The organism is Chromohalobacter sp. 11-W (assembly GCF_029889905.1).
In the GTDB taxonomy this organism is placed as follows: domain Bacteria; phylum Pseudomonadota; class Gammaproteobacteria; order Pseudomonadales; family Halomonadaceae; genus Chromohalobacter.
Genome location: NZ_JARANZ010000009.1, coordinates 17,919 through 34,330 on the forward strand (window position 1 = coordinate 17,919; position 16,412 = coordinate 34,330).

The window sequence follows — 16,412 nt, forward strand, 5'->3', positions numbered from 1 at the left end:
GGTATGTTCACCGATGACGACACGGGGACAGATTAGGCGATTCTAATGGGAGCCAGTGTCAGTCTGGCCAGTGGGGGATGTAGGCCATATCGGTCTGGGACGGCATCAAAAAACTCACGGATGCCGCTCATGCCTCACGGCTGGGCCAGTCCCTCAGCGCCGAGCATGGCATGATCCTGGGGAGCGTTGGCGTACTCGGCGGCATCGCCACCCTGCTCGTGATCGGCATTGGTGTCGCTGCAAGCCTGGTGGTCGGTCTGTTCGTCAGCCTGGTGACCCTGGTGTTCGGCTACTGGCTGGTCACCCTGGTTGCCCCCTCCGTCGAGATGTGGATCAACCGCAGTTTGGTCGGCCACCATCAAGGCCAGATACAACGCTTCGAGGACATGGCCTCGGAACAGAGCTCGCTGGAGATGGTGTTTCAGGGGGTGGTGGTAGAATTGTCTTGGAGAGAGGCCAGTCATGCAGGGCCAGGGCCTAGTTCCGAGAGAGAAATATTATTGAAGTTGAGCGTTCCACATGTCGAGAGATTTGAACTGACCTTCTCTCTTTTCTGTCCTGATGGTAACAAGGAGCTGTACAGTCATAAAGTTATCAAAACAGAAAATATGGAGACCCCTATAATAGAGAGGGACGTGGCCGATACCAGCTTTGAAGAAGAGAAAAAAGAATACCCTGTGGTCAAATCTAGAAGGGATAGTTTTTTCTGGAAATGGAAAGGGGTTTTGAAAAACAGGCCCTGTCTGACCAAGTTGTTCTGGACGTGGTTTTTAATGATTTGCGTGCCAGCAAAGCAAGAAGCCATGATGTGTTCAAGGTGGAGTTTGGTAATGATTAAAATGTTTTTTGTCGCACTTTTTTTATTCTTACACCTTCGACTGTAAACGCAGATGTTTTGTTTACAGATCCGACGGGGGACGACCTTAACTCATCTTATGAGAAAATTGGAAGGACAAAACTTGAAAGTCAGGTAAAGGAAGGGGAACCGTCAGCAGAATACATGATGGGAATGATATATTTAAGCGGGGACGATAGGTGGGGCATCGACTCCAACAAAAAGAAGGCGCTCTCATTATTAGAAAATGCTTGGGAAGCGGGGGTTATGGACGCTGGATATACACTTTCAACCATGTATTATAAGGGTCAGTCAGTCGATAAAAACTTTTGCAAGGTTAGAAATTTACTGCTTAAGTCTGGCGAGGGTGGGTATATTAAGTCGCAAAGAGCTCTTGGTCGTGCATATAAAGGGGAGGTGCTTCAGGATGTTTTTAATAAAAATATTGAGCAATCCATCTCGTGGTTTAAAAAGGCTGCCAAGAATGGCGACCAACTGTCAGCAGCCAGTCTTTCAGTTATTTATAGAGATGGTGATGGCGTCAAGCGTAACGATAAGTTATCTTTTGAGTGGAAAAAAAAGCAGCCTCAGTTAAGTACGGAAACTCTCGCCTAGTACAGTTTTTGAAGCTGGCTGAGTTTTACGAGGAAGGTGTTGGTACTGATAAGAATCTCGTCAAAGCCTATAAATATTTCGATCTAAGTGGCAACGCTGGCGCTGAAGGCAAACATCGTGTCGCCAAGGAAATGACCCAGGAACAGATCGACGAGGCTATCCGTCAGTCACAGGCCTGGCAGGAAGAGCATAACGTTCAGGTCGGAGGCGGTCTCATCCGTCGTGCCGATTGATACTGGCCTATCGCACCCTTGGCAGTGTCTAGCCAGCATTCGATGAGCAGTCGAACATGGCCTTCGTGTTGTCCAAGTGGCCGGAACCATAATGGGGTCCGGCCGTTACGACAAGATCATGGCGCTGGTCGTAATGCGTGCTCGACAACGCCCCAGCATATCCGAAGGTTTTATCCCAGCCACCACGACAGCAACAAAAGTAGCAGCAGCACACCGGCTACGACTTTCCATAGCGTGGCCGGTTGCTGCCATGGCTGGCGGGCTTCGCGGTCGTCGCGGCGCTTGGGCGTGCGTAGGTGAGAGGCGAACTCGCCCAGGCGGCGAAAGCGCAGCGCACGCTGGGGATCAAGCGCACGCCGCAAAGCGCCATCGAGCTCGGTATCGATGGCGGGATTGTAGCGCCGAGCGCTGGTGTAGCTCATGCGCTCAAGGTCAGTATGGCTGCGCAACTCGTTGGGCGCCAGCGCATAGGGCTGATGCCCGGTCAACAACCAGTAGATGGTCGAGGCCAGCTCGTATTGATCGCTGCGCCGCCCTACTTCGGTATCCAGCGCGTATTCCGGTGCGCTGTGCTCGTTCAACCCCACCTGACGCGCAAGTTCGCGAGCCCCCTGCTGGCTATCACCTTCGCGCAGGTGACAAGCGCCAAAATCCGTAAGCACCAACCGGCCATGTGAATCGACCATCAGGTTGTCGGGATGAATGCTCTGGTGCAGCACATCACGGCGATGCAGCGCCTGCACAGCCTTGACCAATTGACGCGCCAAATCCAGGCGTGCCCCGAGACTGGCCTGGGGATGTCGCAACGCCCAATCGCTGAGCGATTCGCCCTTGATATAGTCGACCAGGTAATACTGGTAACGGCGCGGGCGGGATGGCTCCACGATCTTAGGCACGAACGGCGAGTTGACGCGCTGCACCACCCACTGCTGAAGCGCGAAATGCTCCTGATAGGCATTGCGCAGCGAAAGCTCAGGGCTAGGCGCTTTCATCACTATCTCGCGCTCATTGCGCGCATCATGGACACGATAGACGCGCGACTTGGCCGTACGCGACAACACCTCCTGCACTTCAAATCCATCGAGACGCTCACCGGGAGATAATTCGGGAGGCACCGGCAAGTCACCATACAACGGCACGGGATGCTCGGGTTCGACTTCCTCGGGCAACCGATCGATGCGCACCAGTTGGAAGCAGAATTGGTCTCCACCGTAACCGCGTTCCTGCGCCCGGGACAGCGCCGCCTCGGCCAAGCGCTCGCAGGTCGCATCGAGGTCGCTGACATCGGCACGGATCAATTGTACGAAGTCCGAGGGCAACAAGGTGCCGCGCACAGCCTGGGTAGTGAACAGGAAAAGATCGCCCTGCTTGAGCGAATCCGTCACGTAATCGATGTCGAGGCTACCGTCCATGCCCAACGCACGTGACGGATAGCGGTAGCCGCCCAGGTCGGTGACATGATCGCGGGACATTTGCTCGAATTCGGCGCCCCGCAGGCGGAACACCAGCGTGTCCCCCATATGAAAGAGATGCACCTCACGATGACGGAACACCATGGCCGACAGTGAACAGATATAACTGCCGCCTTCGATGTAGGCGCTTTGGCTATAGCTCCAACCATTCAGGGCACGCAGCACGCGGTGCGCCGATGTCTTGACGTCCCAATGCTCCGGCGTTGAGTAGTAATCGGCGAGAAAGCCCCGTACGCTCAGGTCTCCGGCCTGCTTGGCGATAGCATTACGCCAGGTGGAGTCACTAATCAGGGCGCAGGCGCCCTTGGCGGACAATTGCGAACCGCCGGGTATCTGCACCGACATCGAACTGCGATGGCGACGCCGATCCGGTGCCACGAATGCCTGACCGAAGCTGATAGAAAGGCTGCTTTCCGTCAACGATCGTCTCCTTGTCGATGATGATGAGACGGATAATTCCCGTGTTCGCTGAGCATGACAACGCAAGACGACGATTGCATGATGCCATTTACATCCCACGTCGGTTGGTAAACGCCGGACGCTACTCGTATAATTTCTCGGATTTTCCCCCGCTGGTGTTCAACCTGCAAACCGCAAGGACTCGACGATGAGTTTCAAAAACATTCCCGCAGGCAAGGATCTTCCCAACGACGTCTATGTGGCGATCGAGATCCCCGCCAATCACGCGCCGATCAAGTATGAGATCGACAAGGACATGGACGCGCTGGTCGTCGACCGCTTCATGGCTACGCCGATGTTTTATCCCGCCAATTACGGCTTCATCAATAACACCTTGGCTGACGATGGCGATCCGCTCGACGCTTTGGTAGTGACTCCGTATCCGGTGCAGCCGGGGAGCGTAATTCGTGCGCGCCCGGTCGGCGTACTCAACATGTCCGATGAAGCCGGCGAAGACGCCAAGCTGGTCTGCGTTCCGCACTCCAAGCTGAGCGCACTGTATGACGACGTGCAGGAAGTCACCGACTTGCCCGAGCTGCTGCGCCAGCAAATCGCGCATTTCTTCGAGAACTACAAGGATCTCGAGAAAGGCAAATGGGTGAAGATCGATTCTTGGGACGGCGCCGACGCTGCCCGCAAGGCGATCGAGAAAGCAGCCGACGCTTATACCAAAGCCTGAAGCGTTCGCCGCCAGCCCAACAACACCCCGCGCCGGACATACCGACGCGGGGTGTTTCAGTGAGGGCTATTGCGACCCGAGATCGCTGCGTATCTCTTGAATCAATTGCGATGCCCGCAACGTGTAGTTGGCCATCATCAGCGAGTGATTGGCAAAGATGCCAAAGCCACTGCCATTGAGCACCACCGGACTCCAAACGCGTGCCTGCGAAGCTTCGAGCTCATCGATCAGACGATCATACGTCTTGCCGACCCCGGCCTCCTCGATGGCCGGCGCAAAGTCACGCTTGGCCGCCTTGAGCAGGTGCAGCAAGGCCCAGGTATTGCCGCGCGCTTCGAAGAAGACGTTGTCGATGCGCCACCACGGGGTGCTCTCGCCATCCTCGCCGGTTTCGATATCGGCGCTGCGACGCTCGGCGCCTCCCACACTCGCCGCCAGACGCTGCGTCTGCTGGTCGAGACGAGTCTGCACGCGATCCAGCCAGGCAGCCAATGCCGGGGCGTCCGGTGAGAAATCCGCCTGCTGCTCACTCAGACGCCCCAAGTAATCGCGCAGCGCCTCGCGCGCCTCTTGGTAACGTCCTTCTGCTGACGGAAAACGCCAAGCGTCACTGCGCGTAGCCAGGGCATCGACGGCTTGCTGCACATCATCATCGTCACTGGCGATGGGATCATTGAGGGTCGCGCTCATGGCCCGCACTTGCCCAAGTACGCCATGCTCCCAGCTCGGCATGTTATCCAGCCACAGCCCCGGCGGTGCGATATCGTTGCGCAAATAGCCACCGGGCTTGTCGAGCAAGCTGCCGAGAAGCGTCAAGGTGGTGGCGGTTACGGTCTCGCCAGGCCGAGGGGCGGTCGACGCGGCCTCGGCACCGGACGACTGCGAGGCACCACGCTGCACGCCCACCGCATCATCGACGTTGAAATCGTCGGGCCGCTGACTCCACCAGACACCCAGCGCCACGCAGACCACGAGGTAAATGACCAGCAAGGCAACCAGGGGCTTCCAGATCCAGCCATACTGGGGCGATTCCAAAACATTGCGCTGGTGACGCTCACGCTTGCGAAAAAGAGCCATAAGACGTCCTTGTGATGAAGTTGAGGGCAATGACTTCCATCCTATCATGCAGTGGCGTTTTTGCTTGTGCCAACGCAAACTAGACAGCCCGCCCGTTTTTGGGCAAACTCCGCCCACACTAACGATATATGGCACCAGCGGCGGCATTTTGCGTGATCGTGCCGTGATCTAAGCCAATCCTGAACAGGTTAACAGCGTCGATCAGGACCCATGACATGGCGAAGCTTCTCGTACTCAACGGCCCTAACCTCAACCTGCTCGGCACCCGCGAGCCAGGCGTTTACGGCACCACCACCCTCGAGGACATTCGTCTGCGCCTGACTCAGCGCGCCTCTGATGCCGGCCATCGACTCGATTGGCTACAGTCCAACGCCGAGCACTTACTGGTCGAGCGTGTGCATGCGGCGCGTGACGACGGCACCGACTTCATCCTGCTCAACCCGGCCGCCTTTACGCATACCAGCGTTGCCTTGCGCGACGCGCTCACGGGTGTCGCCATCCCTTTTATCGAGTTGCATCTTTCCAACGTGCATGCGCGCGAACCGTTTCGCGCGCATTCGTATTTTTCGGATGTTGCTCGCGGCGTCATCGCCGGATTCGGCGCCGACAGTTACGAGCTTGCCCTGGAGGCCGCGCTACGCCAGCTCGGCTGACAGCGCCCACGCTCCGATGGCAAATCACGCCACCTCACATTCACATTGATCGAGACAGGCTTATGGATATTCGCAAGGTCAAGAAACTCATCGAACTCCTGGAAGAGTCCAATATCAGCGAGATCGAAATCCAGGAAGGCGAGGAATCCGTCCGTATCAGCCGCCACACCGGTGGCTTCAGCGCACCGCCCGCGGCGCAGGCCCCCGCGCCAGCCGTAGCGCCCGCATCCGCCCCCACCGCGCCGAGCGAAGCAGCCGCGCCAGCGGCCGAGGCGGCACCCGCGCAGCCCAGCGGCCATCCGGTGACCTCGCCCATGGTAGGTACCTTCTATCGCTCGCCAGCACCGGGCGCGAAAGCCTTCGTGGAAGTCGGCCAAAGCGTCAAGAAGGGCGAGACCGTGTGCATCGTCGAGGCCATGAAGATGATGAACCAGATCGAGGCCGACCAGGATGGCGTGATCGAAGCCATCATGGTCGAGGACGGCGAACCGGTCGAATTCGACCAGCCGATGGTCATCATCTCTTGAAGCCGTTTGCGATCGCCCTTGGCGGTCGATCGCGAAACGCTTCCGAGCTTACATAGAGACGGACGACACTATGTTGGACAAGGTACTCATCGCCAACCGTGGCGAGATCGCTCTTCGCATACTGCGCGCCTGCAAGGAACTGGGCATCAAGACCGTGGCGGTGCACTCCAAGGCGGACCGTGACCTCATGCACGTGCGCCTGGCTGACGAAGCCGTGTGCATCGGGCCGGCCTCCTCCGCGCAATCGTATCTGAATATCCCTGCGCTGATCAGTGCCGCCGAGGTCACCGATTCCAGCGCCATCCATCCCGGCTATGGCTTTCTCTCCGAGAACGCCAACTTCGCCGAACAGGTCGAGCGTTCGGGCTTCGTATTTGTCGGCCCGCGTGCCGAAACCATCCGTATGATGGGTGACAAGGTCAGTGCTATTTCGGCGATGAAGGCAGCCGGCGTACCCACCGTGCCCGGCTCCGATGGCCCGCTCCCCGAAGATAACGACGAGGCCATACTGGCTACCGCGCAACGCATCGGCTATCCGGTCATCATCAAGGCAGCTGCCGGCGGTGGCGGGCGCGGCATGCGCGTGGTGCATAGCGAGGACAGCCTGCTCTCCTCGGTCAGCGTGACGCGCAACGAGGCCAATGCCTCGTTCGGTGACGGCACGCTGTACATGGAAAAGTTCCTCGAGAACCCGCGCCACGTCGAGGTGCAGGTGCTTGCCGACGGCCAGGGCAATGCCATTCATCTCTACGATCGCGATTGCTCCCTGCAGCGCCGCCATCAGAAGGTGCTTGAAGAAGCCCCAGCACCTCATCTCGATCCCCAGGCCCGCGAGAACGTTTTCAAGGCCTGCATCGATGCCTGCATCGAGATCAACTACCGTGGTGCTGGAACCTTCGAGTTTCTGTACGAAAACGGCCAGTTCTTCTTCATCGAGATGAACACGCGCGTTCAGGTCGAACACCCGGTCTCCGAAATGGTCACCGGCGTAGACATCGTCAAGGAACAGCTACGTATTGCTTCCGGCTTGCCGTTGTCGATCACCCAGGATGATGTTCAGCTCAACGGACACGCCTTCGAGTGCCGGATCAACGCCGAAGACTCGCGCACCTTCATGCCTTCGCCCGGCAAGATCGATCTCTACCACGCGCCGGGTGGTCTGGGCGTGCGCATGGATTCGCATATTTACACCGGCTATAGCGTACCACCGCATTACGACTCTCTGCTTGGCAAGTTGATCACTTGGGGCGCCAGTCGCGAGACCGCGTTGACGCGCATGCGCAATGCCCTCGACGAGCTGCTCGTCGAAGGCATCAAGACCAATATCGACCTACAGAAGGATCTGGTCCGCGATAGCGCGTTCCAGCAAGGCGGGGTAAACATTCACTACCTCGAGAAGAAGCTTGGCCTGACCTGATCAGCCCTCGCGACTCGACACGGGGCGGCCTTGGCCGTCCCGTTTGCGTTGATGCTCAAGGAGACTTCATGCCCTGGCTGCAACTCAAGGCACACATCGCCCCGCAGCATGCCGAAACCTTGGAAGAGCTGCTGCTGGCCGAAGGTGCTCAGGCCATCACCCTGCAGGACGCTTACGACGACCCCGTCTTCGAACCCGAAAGCGGCACTACGCCGCTGTGGGATGAGACCGTGCTGACCGGTCTCTACGACGACTTGGAAGACATCGAGCCGATGCTCGATCGAGTCCGCCAACAGTGGGCCGCCGAGATGGCCGACGAGCCCTGCCCCGAAATCGATTACGAGCTGCTCGCCGATCGTGATTGGGAGCGCGAGTGGATGGACGATTTCACCCCGCTCAAGATGGGCGAACGGCTGTGGGTGGTGCCCAGTTGGCATGCCGCCCCTGAGCCCGATGCCGTCAATCTGCTGCTCGACCCCGGCCTGGCCTTCGGCACCGGTACCCACCCTACCACCGCATTGTGCCTCGGCTGGCTCGACGGCCTCGATCTCGGTGCGAGCAACGTGCTGGATTTCGGCTGTGGCTCCGGCATCCTCGCCATCGCCGCGCTCAAGCTGGGAGCCGATCACGCCACGGGCACCGATATCGATCCGCAGGCCCTGCAAGCGAGCCGTGAAAACGCCCAGCGTAATGCCATCGACGATGAGCGTTTGTCGCTTTGCTATCCTGAGCGGCTCGCGGCACAACGCTACGAGGTAGTGGTCGCCAACATACTCGCCGGCCCCCTGGTCGAACTGGCACCGACGCTTTGCGCCCACCTCGCCCCCCGCGGTCGCCTCGCCTTATCAGGTATTCTCGCGGGGCAGGCCGAGGAGGTGATGGACGCCTATCGCGCCCAGGGCATCGACCTCGACACCCCTTGTGAACGTGAAGGCTGGGTGCGCATCACCGGTGTCGCCGCCTCATGATGAAGGGCTGCCACGCCGGGGGCGACGAAAAGCCCCTTCAAGAACATCGTTCTGGCGGCTATCATAAGCCCCTTTCACTACCTAGACCCGTCTCGTGATGCCGACCCACGTCTCATCTCCGGTGACGCCGTTGCCGCGCATCGGCCCTTACGCACTGCCCAACCGGGCGATTCTCGCGCCTATGGCGGGCGTGACCGATCGTCCGTTCAGGCAATTGTGCCGAGAGCTCGGCGCGGGCCTGGTCGTCTCGGAAATGGTCACCGCCGACGCGCGCCTATGGCATACCCGTAAGTCGCGGCAACGTCTCGATCATGCCGGCGAGCCCGGCCCACGCGATGTACAGATCGCTGGCGGCGACCCGGAAATGCTCGCCGAAGCCGCGCGGCTCAATGTCGCGCAAGGCGCCGAGATCGTCGATATCAACATGGGCTGCCCGGCCAAGAAGGTTTGCAACAAGGCTGCCGGCTCCGCGTTGCTGCGCGACGAGCGCTTGGTCGCGGCCATTCTCGAGAGTGTCGTTGCGGCCGTGGATGTCCCGGTGACATTGAAGATTCGTACCGGATGGTGCTCGGAGTCACGCAACGGCATACGCGTGGCGCAGTTGGCCGAGGCCGCCGGTATTCAGGCACTCGCGGTGCATGGTCGTACCCGCGAGCAGCGTTACCGCGGCGACGCCGAATACGACACCATCGCTTCTATCAAGCAAGCGGTGTCGCTGCCGATATTCGCCAATGGCGATATCGACAGCGCCGAGAAAGCCGCCCATGTCCTCGACTACACTAAAGCCGACGCGGTCATGATCGGACGCGGCGCCCAAGGCAATCCGTGGATCTTTCGCGAGATCGAACACTACTTACGTACCGGTGACACCCTGGCACGCCCGACGCCCGCAGAAATCGCCGCCGTGATGCACCGTCATCTCGAGGCACTGCATGCCTTTTACGGTGAGCACATGGGGGTGCGCATCGCACGCAAGCATGTGGGCTGGTATCTCGCCACTCGCCCACAAGCAGCGGCATTGCGCGCACGCTTCAACGTTCTGGAACAGCCCTCGGCCCAACACCGCTTCGTGGATACGCTCGCTCACGACGCACCGGCGTTGGCCTCAAATGGAAGCAATGCAGCATGACCAGCAGGCAAGCATTTCCCATCGATCAGAATACGCTCGATGCCAGCGCCACGGCATCGCCAGCGCATCAGCAAACCTTGCGTGAGTCGGTCGAGCTCGCCATGCAGCGCTACTTCGGCCACCTGGATGGCGAAACGGTCAGCGACCTTTATGGCATGGTGCTGACTGAGGTCGAAGTGCCCTTGCTTGAGGCTGTGATGCGCTATGCCGACGGCAATCAGACACGCGCCGCCGACATGCTGGGCCTCAATCGCGGCACACTGCGCAAGAAGCTCAAGCAGTACGACCTGATCTGATTCCAAACCGATCTGACAGGGGCGCCCTCGCCGGGCGCCCTTCACGTTTCATGCTACTGTCTGGCGTCAATCGTCCCTCACCTTTCAAGAGTGGAGCCCCATGGCCGATCACACCGCATCCTCGTCTCCCCAGCCTGTGCGTCGCGCATTGATCAGCGTGTCCGACAAGACCGGCATCGTCGATTTTGCTCGCGAACTCAGCACGCACGGCGTCGCCCTGCTCTCCACCGGCGGCACCTTTCGCCTGCTCAACGAACACGGCATCCCGGTCACGGAAGTCTCGCAGCATACGGGTTTCCCGGAAATCATGGATGGCCGCGTCAAGACGCTGCACCCCAAGATTCACGGCGGCATTCTCGGGCGCCGCGGGCAGGATGACGAGGTAATGGCCGAGCATGGCATCGACGCCATCGACATGGTCGTGGTCAATCTCTATCCCTTCGCCGACACCATCGCCCGTGACGATTGCACGCTGGAAGAGGCCATCGAGAACATCGACATCGGTGGGCCCACTATGGTCCGCGCCTGTGCCAAGAACCACGCGCACACCAGCATCGTGGTCAATGCGTCCGACTATGGCCGCGTGCTCGACGACATGCGTACTCATGGCGGCGTCGGCGCAACGCTACGTTTCGACCTGGCGGTCAAGGCCTTCGAGCATACCGCCGGTTATGACGGTGCCATCGCCAATTACCTGGGCACTCTGGTGGAAGGCGGCGAGAGCGACTTCCCACGGACCTATAACGTGCAGTTCCAGAAAAAACAGGCGATGCGCTACGGCGAGAACCCGCATCAGCAGGCAGCTTTCTATGCCGAGGCAGATGCAGCCGACGCCAGCGTGACCACGGCAGAGCAGCTTCAAGGCAAGGCATTGTCGTTCAATAACGTCGCCGACACCGACGCCGCCTTCGAGTGCGTCAAGGTCTTCAACGAAACAGCCTGCGTCATCGTCAAACATGCCAACCCTTGCGGCGTCGCCGTTGCCGACACGCCGCTCGCCGCCTATCAGAGCGCGTTCGCGACCGACCCCACCAGTGCTTTCGGCGGTATCATCGCCTTCAACCGCCCGCTGGATGCCGATACGGCACATGCCATCGTCAACCGCCAGTTCGTGGAAGTCATCATCGCACCAGGCATAGACGACGATGCCGCCGAGATCGTCGCGGGGAAGAAAAACGTGCGCCTGCTCGATGTCAGCAAGCACTGGCCCAGCCAGCCGCGTCCCGCTCATGACTTCAAGCGCGTCACCGGCGGGCTCCTGGTCCAGGACCGTGACCAAGGTATGGTCGAATCCGAACACCTGCGCACCGTCACCGAGCGCGCCCCCAGCGACCAGGAGCTACGCGATCTCAGCTTTGCCTGGAAGGTCGCCAAGTTCGTCAAGTCCAACGCCATCGTCTATGCCAAGCACGGTCAGACCATCGGCGTGGGAGCCGGGCAAATGAGCCGCGTTTACTCGGCCAAGATCGCCGGCATCAAGGCCGCCGATGAAGGTCTGGAAGTACCCGGCTCGGTGATGGCCTCGGATGCCTTCTTCCCCTTCCGCGATGGTATCGACGCCGCTGCCGCTGCCGGCATCACGGCCGTCATCCAACCTGGTGGCTCAATGCGCGACCAGGAAGTGATCGACGCCGCCAACGAAGCCGGCATCGCCATGGTCTTCACCGATATGCGTCACTTCAGGCACTGAAGCTCGAAGACGGCCTAAGTCCAGCCAATAGCAAAACACCCTGCCGGTGCATCCGACAGGGTGTTTTTCTTCGCACTTACAGGCGCGTAGCGCTGCACTGCGAGCTGCTAGCGTTTAGCCTAGATCCATGCACAGATACTTGGTTTCCATGTATTCGTCGATACCGTACTTGGAGCCTTCACGCCCCAGTCCCGAGGCCTTGACGCCTCCGAACGGGGCGCTGGCGTTGGAGATCAACCCCGTATTGATGCCGACCATGCCGTACTCCAGCGCTTCGGCCACGCGCCATACACGACTCAGGTCGTTGGCATAGAAGTACGATGCCAGCCCAAAGCGCGTGTCGTTGGCCATCTGCACGGCGTCTTCCTCGTCATCGAACGGGAGTACCGCCGCCAATGGTCCGAAGGTTTCCTCGTGCGCGACCTTCATATCGGCGTTCGCGTGGCTCACCAGTGTCGGCGTGAAAAAGCGTCCACCCAGCGGATGCGTATGGCCACCCAACAACAGCTCGGCGCCCTTATCGACGGCATCCTGGATATGCTCGGAGACCTTGGCGACGGCATCGTCGTCAATCAACGGCCCGATGTTCACGCCTTCTTCGGTCCCGGGGCCGACGTGCAATTCGCTATTCATGGCCGCCGCCAGCTTTTCACTGAAAGCATTGATCACGCTGGACTGCACCAGAAAACGGTTGGTGCACACGCAGGTCTGGCCGGCGTTGCGGAACTTGCTGGCCATTGCCCCCTCGACGGCGGCATCGAGATCAGCGTCTTCGAAAACCAGAAACGGCGCATTTCCCCCCAGCTCCAGCGAAATTTTCTGGATATGCTCGGCAGCGCCGGCCATCAATTGGCTGCCCACCTCGGTCGAGCCGGTGAACGTGATCTTGCGCACCACGGGCGACTCGGTCATCGCCTTGGCGATCTCGCTGGCACGCCCCGGCACCACGTTGAACACGCCGCGCGGCACCCCAGCCTGCTCGGCCAACGCCGCCAGCGCGGTAGCGGAAAACGGCGTCTGACTGGCCGGCTTGATGACGATCGGGCACCCCGCGGCCAATGCGGCGGCCGCCTTGCGAGTGATCATCGACGACGGGAAATTCCATGGCGTGATTGCCCCGACGACGCCGACCGGCTGCTTGAGCACCACGATGCGCTGGTTGGACTTGGCTGCGGGAATGGTGTCGCCATAGACGCGCCGCGCTTCCTCGGCGAACCAGCGCAGGAAGCTCGCCGCATAGGCGATTTCGCCGGCCGCTTCCTTGAGCGGTTTGCCCTGCTCGGCGGTCATGATCGCCGCCAGTTCGTCCTGATGCTCGAGCATCAGGTCATACCATTTCATCAGAGTGTCCGCGCGCTCTTGCGCCGTCAGGGCACGCCAAGCCGGCCAGGCCGACTCGGCAGCTTCGATGGCACGCTCTGTCTCGGCACGCCCCAGCTTGGGCATGCGTCCCACGATCTCACCGGTGGCCGGATCGTCGACTTCGATCTGTTCGCCGCTGTCCGCTGCCACCCAATTGCCGTCGATATAGGCAAAGGGGCGAAACAGCGAGTTCTCCTGAAGGGACTCCATGGCGTTCTCCTTCCTGACAATGAGGGCGACGCTGGCCGTCGCCGTGAATTCATCTTATGCCGAGTCTCTTGATGCCACCAAACGCAGCGCGCACTGACATGACGTTCACCCCACACCCCAGATAAAGAGACTCAGCACCGCAATGGCGATGGCGGCCCCGCACAGCGCCTGGCCTCTGTAACGCGACGGCGAGCGCCGTATCTGCCGGATCCCGAGCACTGCCAGTAGCACCGCCAGCGCATCGACGAGCAGCATATAAGACGCCAGCAACGGAGCAACGGCAACGAGCACCAGCGCCAGCACCGCCCAGGGAGACAATAGAGAAGATTTGACCTGCCCTTGATCGTCACGCGTTTGCCGCGCGGTGCGCTGCGGCACGGGCGCGTCGAACACCTGCTCGGCACGGCCGGCATCGCCATCGAAGCGTAGCCGACTGCCTTCCCTAGGCAGGCCCCGGCCACGCCACTCGGTCAATGTGAATGTATAACGATGCCCATCGTCGCCGACGATCACGCCGCGCTGAGCCGCATCGTCGAAGGTTTCCAGCTTACCGTTCACGACGCGACTCCCGGCCAAATACCGATGACATGGTCATATCACCTCAGTCCAGGCGCGAGTCCGACAGCGTCACCGACACGGAATCGGAAAAACGCAGCGCGAAAGGCTTGTCGATTTCTACCTGCGCCGTGAGAACCTGCTCGTAACTCATGATGATATCCAGGACTTCGCGAGTCATCCGTTCCAGCAAGAGGAAACGGTTATCCTCGACATAACCGATGATATGCTTGGTGATCGTACGATAATTGAGCGCCTGCTCGATATGATCGAACTTGACCGCACGATCGGCCCGATAACGAATGGTGGCATTGATCACCACATCCTGGCGGTTCTGGATTTCCTCATCCTTGATACCGATATGGGTACGCAGGCGCAGATTCTTGATATTAATCGTCGCCAGATCGTGATCGAGGTGCTGATCGTTCAGGGCATGTAAGGCCATGCGGCATTTCTCCTAAAGTACGAAACGCGCGTCACGCGCGGCAGTGATCGACGCCTCGCTCAGCCATGCACCAACGTCAAGAACTCCTGACGCGTGTTCAAGTTGTTGCGGAAGGCGCCCAGCATCACGGAGGTCTTCATGCAAGAATTCTGTTTCTCGACCCCACGCATCATCATGCACATGTGCTGCGCTTCGACGATCACTCCCACACCGCGCGCCTCGGTCACCTCCTGCACGGCCTCGGCGATTTGGCGTGTCAGGTTTTCCTGGATCTGCATGCGTCGTGCATACATGTCGACGATACGCGCGAACTTGGAGAGCCCCAGTACCTTGCCCTTGGGCAGATACGCGATATGGCACTTGCCGATGAAGGGCAACAAATGATGCTCACACATCGAATAGAGTTCGATGTCCTTGATCAGCACCATTTCGTCGGTCTGCGATTCGAACACCGCGCCGTTGACCAATGACTCGAGCGTCTGCCCATAGCCCTGGTTGAGAAACTGCATGGCCTTGGCGGCTCGCATGGGCGTATCACGCAGCCCTTCCCGGTCGGGATCCTCGCCCAAGCCGGCGATGATGTCGCGGTAATGCGTTGCGAGTTCTTCTGTCATTTAAGTGCCTTTGAGTGCCTTCGTCATGACGCCCGACCGGGCATACGTTACAAAATGAATACAACACCGGAAGTTTGCCACACGGGCAAAGCGCGACGCACGCGCGATTCGCGCCAACGTCGGCGACACTACATTTCCCGACGCCGCGCCGGGGCCTTCGAGGTGGCAAAGTCACGCCAGCCAACGCGGATTTTCCAACGCTAGGCGCTGTTGCTCAAGAATACGGATGTGCTGATCCCAATATCCCTCACTGGCCACCCAAGGGAAAGCCCTGGGAAACGCCGGATCTTCCCAGCGATCGACCAGCCAGGCGCTATGGCGCATCAAGCGCAATGTGCGTAGCGGCTCGATCCAGCGCAGCTGGCGCCGATCGAACTCGACATGCTGCTCGTAGCCCTCGATCACTTCGGATAGCTGCATCTGCCATTCGTCGGCTTCAGGCGCCGTCAATAACATCCACAAATCTTGGACCGCCGGCGCCATGCAGCAATCATCGAAGTCGACCAGCGCAAAATCTTCGTCGCGTCCAAGAATGTTGCCCAGATGACAGTCGCCATGGACACGTTGCAAGGCCGCCTCCGGCCACCGCTGCTCGACCAGTAGCGTCTGCAGACGCTCAGCGATGCGGGCATACGCCTGACGTTGACGGCGACTCAGCCAATCGCTCGACAGCACGCGCTCACAGCTGGCTTGGCTGATCGCCATGGGCTCCTGAACAGGACGCGCCTGGAAGGAGCCACGGCGCGCGACGGCATGCACCTGGCCGATCAAATCGCCGAGGGCAAAGAGATGCGCGGGGTTCTCGAGCTCCGGCGCCTGCCCCGGGACGTGCGGAAACAGCGCGAACGCGAATCCATAGGCATAGTGGAGCGTCTCACCGCCATCGTCACGCCAAGGCGGCGCGCCGGGCACACCCGCCGCCTCGAGTTCATCGAGAAAGGTATGCTCCTCGCGAATCTGCGCCTCGCTCCAACGCTCGGGACGATAGAACTTGGCCACCCAACGGCGGCGGTCGTCGTCGCTCAACAAGAACACGCGATTTTCATAGCTATTGAGCGCAAACGGCTCACCCGGCAACCAAAAGCCCAGCGACTCGACCGCATCGACAACGTGCGCGGGCGACAAACTTTCGAACGGGTGCTTCGGGGCAGTCATGGCGTGTCCTATTGGAGATGC

Annotated in this window: 18 protein-coding genes; 11 read left to right on the forward strand and 7 right to left on the reverse strand. The window is 59.8% G+C overall.

Translation table 11 applies throughout. From position 1 onward, the window contains the following. Nucleotides 1-170: 170 nt before the first annotated feature. The 3 genes from OP494_RS13085 to OP494_RS13095 are packed head-to-tail and all read left to right on the forward strand — an operon-like array spanning nucleotide 171 to nucleotide 1,683. Nucleotides 171-884, forward strand: a complete 714-nt coding sequence (locus tag OP494_RS13085) for a hypothetical protein (protein WP_280541353.1) — start codon at nucleotides 171-173, stop codon at nucleotides 882-884. A gap of 11 nt (nucleotides 885-895) precedes the next feature. Beyond that, the gene (locus OP494_RS13090) at nucleotides 896-1,450 is read left to right on the forward strand and encodes a tetratricopeptide repeat protein (protein ID WP_280541354.1); all 555 of its coding nucleotides are present in this window, start codon (nucleotides 896-898) and stop codon (nucleotides 1,448-1,450) included. Nucleotides 1,451-1,458: 8 nt separating this feature from the next. Then, complete coding sequence (locus tag OP494_RS13095) at nucleotides 1,459-1,683, forward strand: SEL1-like repeat protein (protein WP_280541355.1); 225 nt, start codon at nucleotides 1,459-1,461, stop codon at nucleotides 1,681-1,683. A 170-nt stretch (nucleotides 1,684-1,853) separates the two neighbouring features. On the opposite strand, the gene OP494_RS13100 is transcribed toward OP494_RS13095, so the two are convergent. Next, complete coding sequence (locus OP494_RS13100) at nucleotides 1,854-3,575, reverse strand: bifunctional protein-serine/threonine kinase/phosphatase (RefSeq protein ID WP_280541357.1); 1,722 nt, start codon at nucleotides 3,573-3,575, stop codon at nucleotides 1,854-1,856. Between the two features lie 187 nt (nucleotides 3,576-3,762). On the opposite strand from OP494_RS13100, the gene ppa reads away from it, so the two are divergent. Next, nucleotides 3,763-4,293: an inorganic diphosphatase gene (gene ppa, locus OP494_RS13105; protein ID WP_280541359.1), complete on the forward strand. Its 531-nt coding sequence runs from the start codon at nucleotides 3,763-3,765 to the stop codon at nucleotides 4,291-4,293. Nucleotides 4,294-4,359: 66 nt separating this feature from the next. Here ppa and OP494_RS13110 read toward each other — a convergent pair whose 3' ends face one another. After that, on the reverse strand, nucleotides 4,360-5,370 hold the full coding sequence (locus OP494_RS13110) for a DUF2333 family protein (protein ID WP_280541361.1): 1,011 nt from the start codon (nucleotides 5,368-5,370) through the stop codon (nucleotides 4,360-4,362). A gap of 215 nt (nucleotides 5,371-5,585) precedes the next feature. Here OP494_RS13110 and aroQ point away from each other — a divergent pair, with 215 nt between their 5' ends. From aroQ to purH, 7 genes are all read left to right on the forward strand, one after another. After that, the gene (aroQ, locus tag OP494_RS13115; RefSeq protein WP_280541363.1) at nucleotides 5,586-6,023 is read left to right on the forward strand and encodes a type II 3-dehydroquinate dehydratase; all 438 of its coding nucleotides are present in this window, start codon (nucleotides 5,586-5,588) and stop codon (nucleotides 6,021-6,023) included. A gap of 62 nt (nucleotides 6,024-6,085) precedes the next feature. Next, nucleotides 6,086-6,550, forward strand: a complete 465-nt coding sequence (gene accB, locus OP494_RS13120; RefSeq protein WP_280541365.1) for an acetyl-CoA carboxylase biotin carboxyl carrier protein — start codon at nucleotides 6,086-6,088, stop codon at nucleotides 6,548-6,550. Nucleotides 6,551-6,620: 70 nt separating this feature from the next. Next, nucleotides 6,621-7,967 (forward strand): acetyl-CoA carboxylase biotin carboxylase subunit, encoded by a 1,347-nt coding sequence (accC, locus tag OP494_RS13125; RefSeq protein WP_280541367.1) that lies wholly within the window; start codon nucleotides 6,621-6,623, stop codon nucleotides 7,965-7,967. Between the two features lie 68 nt (nucleotides 7,968-8,035). Beyond that, entirely contained in the window at nucleotides 8,036-8,935 is a 900-nt protein-coding gene (prmA, locus tag OP494_RS13130) for a 50S ribosomal protein L11 methyltransferase (protein ID WP_280541368.1), read from the forward strand. Between the two features lie 97 nt (nucleotides 8,936-9,032). Further along, the gene (dusB, locus tag OP494_RS13135; RefSeq protein WP_280541544.1) at nucleotides 9,033-10,064 is read left to right on the forward strand and encodes a tRNA dihydrouridine synthase DusB; all 1,032 of its coding nucleotides are present in this window, start codon (nucleotides 9,033-9,035) and stop codon (nucleotides 10,062-10,064) included. Further along, nucleotides 10,061-10,360 (forward strand): DNA-binding transcriptional regulator Fis, encoded by a 300-nt coding sequence (gene fis, locus OP494_RS13140; RefSeq protein ID WP_040241893.1) that lies wholly within the window; start codon nucleotides 10,061-10,063, stop codon nucleotides 10,358-10,360. The genes dusB and fis overlap by 4 nt, the downstream gene beginning before the upstream one ends. 100 nt (nucleotides 10,361-10,460) lie before the next feature. Further along, the gene (gene purH / locus OP494_RS13145) at nucleotides 10,461-12,050 is read left to right on the forward strand and encodes a bifunctional phosphoribosylaminoimidazolecarboxamide formyltransferase/IMP cyclohydrolase (RefSeq protein ID WP_280541371.1); all 1,590 of its coding nucleotides are present in this window, start codon (nucleotides 10,461-10,463) and stop codon (nucleotides 12,048-12,050) included. A gap of 114 nt (nucleotides 12,051-12,164) precedes the next feature. Here the strand turns inward: purH and OP494_RS13150 are convergent, their stop codons facing one another. The 5 genes from OP494_RS13150 to OP494_RS13170 all read right to left on the reverse strand — a co-directional run bounded on the left by OP494_RS13150 (nucleotide 12,165) and on the right by OP494_RS13170 (nucleotide 16,391). Further along, nucleotides 12,165-13,622 carry an NAD-dependent succinate-semialdehyde dehydrogenase gene (locus OP494_RS13150; RefSeq protein WP_075369863.1) on the reverse strand — a complete coding sequence of 486 codons (1,458 nt, stop codon included), beginning with the start codon at nucleotides 13,620-13,622 and terminating at the stop codon, nucleotides 12,165-12,167. A gap of 105 nt (nucleotides 13,623-13,727) precedes the next feature. Next, complete coding sequence (locus tag OP494_RS13155; RefSeq protein ID WP_280541373.1) at nucleotides 13,728-14,180, reverse strand: hypothetical protein; 453 nt, start codon at nucleotides 14,178-14,180, stop codon at nucleotides 13,728-13,730. A 43-nt stretch (nucleotides 14,181-14,223) separates the two neighbouring features. Then, nucleotides 14,224-14,622, reverse strand: a complete 399-nt coding sequence (gene folX / locus OP494_RS13160) for a dihydroneopterin triphosphate 2'-epimerase (protein WP_040241902.1) — start codon at nucleotides 14,620-14,622, stop codon at nucleotides 14,224-14,226. A 59-nt stretch (nucleotides 14,623-14,681) separates the two neighbouring features. Beyond that, nucleotides 14,682-15,236, reverse strand: coding sequence for a GTP cyclohydrolase I FolE (gene folE / locus OP494_RS13165; RefSeq protein WP_040241905.1), 555 nt, complete (start codon nucleotides 15,234-15,236; stop codon nucleotides 14,682-14,684). Nucleotides 15,237-15,407: 171 nt separating this feature from the next. Further along, nucleotides 15,408-16,391, reverse strand: coding sequence for a serine/threonine protein kinase (locus tag OP494_RS13170; RefSeq protein WP_280541376.1), 984 nt, complete (start codon nucleotides 16,389-16,391; stop codon nucleotides 15,408-15,410). Between the last annotated feature and the right edge of the window lie 21 nt (nucleotides 16,392-16,412).